This is a genomic window from Nocardiopsis alkaliphila YIM 80379, from assembly GCF_000341005.1.
GTDB classification, from domain to species: Bacteria; Actinomycetota; Actinomycetes; order Streptosporangiales; family Streptosporangiaceae; genus Nocardiopsis; species Nocardiopsis alkaliphila.
The window spans coordinates 1-3,490 of sequence record NZ_ANBD01000193.1 but is presented as its reverse complement, the minus strand read 5'-3'; the positions used below and the strand labels follow the sequence as shown (position 1 = coordinate 3,490).

Sequence of the window (3,490 nt, the reverse complement as noted above, 5' to 3'; positions counted from 1 at the left end):
CCTATAGTGGCGGAGCGTCTTTTTCAACCTGGGCGAATTCTTCCTGATCCGAGGGCATGACGACGGCCGGTCACGGCGTGGGACTTCGCACTCAGGAAACGTTCACCGGGTGGGCGGACGGTAGCGAGCCCACTTTCCGCCGGCGATCTGCGCCCACTGCTCTGCCGTGCCAGGCGAGAACCCGAGCAGACGCCCCAGGACCGGAGGCGGAAGCTCACGGGCGTAGCTCATCAGAGCGCCATTGCGGGTGACACGGGGATCGATGCCGAGGGCGTTGAGACGGCGGGAGAGCGTGGCCGGGTGCAACGGTCGCCCGGGAAGGCGTCCGGGGAACAGCCAGGGGCTCTGCCCCGCAGGAGAAGCAGGGAGACCGTCGCGCAACGCGGGGAGCCGGGTGACGAGCCGGGCCAAGGGCTCGATCAGGTCGAGGTCGGTGTGGCCCAGCCGCAGGCCGACCTTGCCGTCGCCGAGGACGACCTGATCACAGGTCAGAGCCGCTATCCGTGAAACGGGCTGGGCATAGAGCAGCACCAGCGAGCCCACAACGCGATCGACCAGGTCAAGGCCCGTGTCGGTGTGCAGGCGCTTGGCCAGCGTCCAACGCTGGTCCTCGGGGGCGAACCGGTTGGGGAAGCTCCGCATGGGCAGGGGGACGACCAGGTCCGGCATGTGCCGGTGCTTGATCGCCCAGTTCAGGAACCCGGTGGTGTGCTGGGCGTTGGTCGAGCTGATCGAGAGCCAGGTATCGACGTCGGCCTGGTTGCATGTCGAGCGGTCGCGTCCGCGAGAGCGCAGCCAGGACAGGAACCGTGCCGCGGTGCCGAGCTCGCCGCGGGCGTTGTAGACCACGTTCGGAGGGATCTCTCCGCCGTCGTAGCGTCGGCGAAGACGCCGCAGACGGTGGGTCCTGGCGAACAGTGACAGCACGTTCCGATCGCCGGGGTGGGCGTTCTCAGCGGTGGCCTTGGCGAAGGCTTCAAGACGGGCCATGGGCTCGTCGCGGGCTTGAAGAGCGCCGGTCGCCACGAGCAGGTCGCGCAGGCAGCGGATCGAGTAGCCCTGCTCCTGGCCGTCCAGCGTGGCATGGGCCAGTGGGAGTTCTCCCGACGCGATGCCCTTCAGCAGCTTGTGTGCTGGGCTGCGCCCGAAGTTCGACAGGGCCGCCTGCGGGTTGGCGGTGTCCACGAGAGCCTCACGTACTCCCAGCAGCTCCGGGGCGATGGTCCCCTCGGGGCCGGTGAGCAGGGCCTGGACCCGGGCTGCGAGCATGCAGCCGAAACAGGCCGGGCGGCCGTCGTTGCCGGTCAGGCGCCCGCGTAGCCGCTGGGAGCAGATCGAGCAGTCCACTTCCGGTGCCTGGTGGCAGGTCGGGCAGATGTCGGGTCCGGAGTCGGATGCCTTCACGGCGACCCGGCGTTCGCGTCCGCAGATCCCGCATACCCGCCGCGGATGCTCATAACAGTCGGGGCACAACTTGCTTCCGCTGCCCTGGAAGCACTGCCCGCACTGCGGGCAGACCGTCTCCGGCCTGGCCTTGACATAGCAGGTCACACACAGCGCGGGTTCGCCGCTTCCGGAACGGCCGGAGTTGATCACCCTCATCCGCCCGCAGCCGTCACATCGCCGCTGGGGGCGTTCGGAGCGGTAGCAGCGGCGGCACAGCGTCCGAGGGCTCCCCGACCGGCCGCCGGCCCTGACCGCTGGAGGCTCCATCCGGCCGCACCCCTCACAGCGGATCTTGGGCTTGTAGGCGCGATAGCAGCTACCGCACACCGCGTCCCCGCCGGGACGGTAGCCGCCGATTCGCCGGTGTCGGCCACAGTCAGAGCAGCGGGTCTCGCTCACGGATCCTCCGGCAGGATCCTGGCCCGGCGGGGCCTACGCGCAGGCGATTCCCCTCCACTTGGGGCCGGTGGTGGCTCGATGCCCACCACCTTGCGTCGAGACCGCTCGACCGCGTAGGGCTCGAACAGCTCCCCCGGCTCGATCTGGAGGATGTCGCATAGCGCCGCGAACACCTTCAAGGTCAGCCGCTCGGGAACTCCGGACACCAGTCGATGAACTTGGGACGAGGACATCTCGATCCCGCGCTCGGCCAAGTGCGGCACCAAGTCGCTGGTGTGGAACATGCCGCGTTGGGCCATCAGCTCGCGCAGGTGCCAGTGGTAGCCGACCGTGCGCATCAGTGCTCTCCTTGCAGTCCGGCGTTCAGCAGGTCCTGGAGCGCATTGTTCATGAAGTCGGAGCTGGTGTGGGTGTAGATGGCGGTTGTGGAGCCCCAGGCGTGCCCGACCTGTTGCTGGACGAAGTGGGGATCGGCTCCGTCCTCGATCAGGTGGGTGATGTAGGAGTGCCGCAGGCAGTGCGGATGCAGTTCCTCGGGGAGCCCGATCTGGTCGCGGTATTCGGCGAACCTGCGGTCGATGTGGCGTCCGCTGATGCGGTGGTCGCGCTCGGTGGGCCACAGCAGCTGACGCCGTCCCACACCGAACAGCGGGCGGATCTCCTCGACGTACTCGGCCAGGGCCTCGGCGGCCCACTCCCAGACCGTCAACACCGTGCGCCTGCGCGGAGGCGATCCCTTGACGGCCTTGCCGAAGCGCACGTAGCAGGCGCCGTAGCGTCCGAACTCGGGGGCTCTGGGGTTGCGCGAGAAGTCGGCCAGGTCGAGTTTGGCGGCCTCACGCCGACGCAGGCCCCAGCCGTAGATGACCTTGAACAGGGTCGCGTCTCGGAAGGCGGGCAGCCACCCCTTGCGCCCTGAGGACCTCAGCCTCATCACCTGATCGTCGGCGAAGTCGAAGAACTGCTGGAGCTCTGCTCGGGTCAGCGCCCGCACCTCGGGGCGGCCCTCATAGGCGGAGACGTGCGCTGGCATGTTGCCCTCGTGGCAGATCTGCACCGGATGGGTGCCGAAGTGGTGTTCGCAGTGCTCAGCCCAGCCGTAACGGGGGTCGGTGAGGTAGTCGCAGAACATCGCGATCTGGGCGAGGTAGGAGCGGGTCGTGGAATGGGCCAGAGCAGAAGGAGACGAGCGCAGGTCGGTGGCCCATTCTTCGACGTCACCGGGCGTCCAGTCCCAGGGAAAAGTCCCGGTGAACTGGGCGAATCGGCGGACCAGCCCCAGTCGGCTTGTGATGGTCGTCGTGGCCAACTGACGGCTGAGTTGCTGGCGCCGCCACCCGGTGAGCATCGCCTCGAACACCGCCTCGGCCGGGTGCAGCGGCACCACGCCCTCGGTGAGGACCAGGTGCGCAGCGCCTTCGATAGCCACCCGTTTCACCCGAAAGACCTCCTCGCATCTGATGCGGGATTCTCGCATCTGATGCGAGATGCGTGGGGTGGAACGGAGAAAAACGCAGGTCAGCGCACACGATGGGCGAGACACAACGCCACCGAGAAGGAGGGGTGGCCACCGCGTTTGACCAGCCCATACCTCTTTCGTGAGGGGGACGAATCCCGCAACAGACGGGATTCGTCCCCCTATCAG

The 3,490-nt window shown here is 67.8% G+C and carries 3 protein-coding genes; all 3 read right to left on the bottom strand.

Going from position 1 to position 3,490, the window contains the following annotated elements; all coding sequences use genetic code 11:
* Positions 1-102 precede the first annotated feature (102 nt).
* From D472_RS26435 to D472_RS0124250, 3 genes are read right to left on the bottom strand one after another with little or no spacing between them, the layout of a single operon-like run.
* A complete protein-coding gene (locus D472_RS26435) occupies positions 103-1,845 on the bottom strand; it encodes a hypothetical protein (protein ID WP_152448059.1) in 1,743 nt (580 codons plus the stop codon).
* On the bottom strand, positions 1,842-2,183 hold the full coding sequence (locus D472_RS0124255) for a helix-turn-helix domain-containing protein (RefSeq protein ID WP_017607021.1): 342 nt from the start codon (positions 2,181-2,183) through the stop codon (positions 1,842-1,844). Before D472_RS0124255 ends, D472_RS26435 begins: the two co-directional genes overlap by 4 nt.
* On the bottom strand, positions 2,183-3,283 hold the full coding sequence (locus D472_RS0124250) for a tyrosine-type recombinase/integrase (RefSeq protein ID WP_017607020.1): 1,101 nt from the start codon (positions 3,281-3,283) through the stop codon (positions 2,183-2,185). The genes D472_RS0124255 and D472_RS0124250 overlap by 1 nt, the downstream gene beginning before the upstream one ends.
* Positions 3,284-3,490 lie beyond the last annotated feature (207 nt).

What these genes read in the sequence shown, in the direction of transcription:
- D472_RS0124255 (WP_017607021.1), bottom strand. Translation starts at nt 2,183, where the DNA reads ATGCGCACGGTCGGCTACCACTGGCACCTGCGCGAGCTGATGGCCCAA.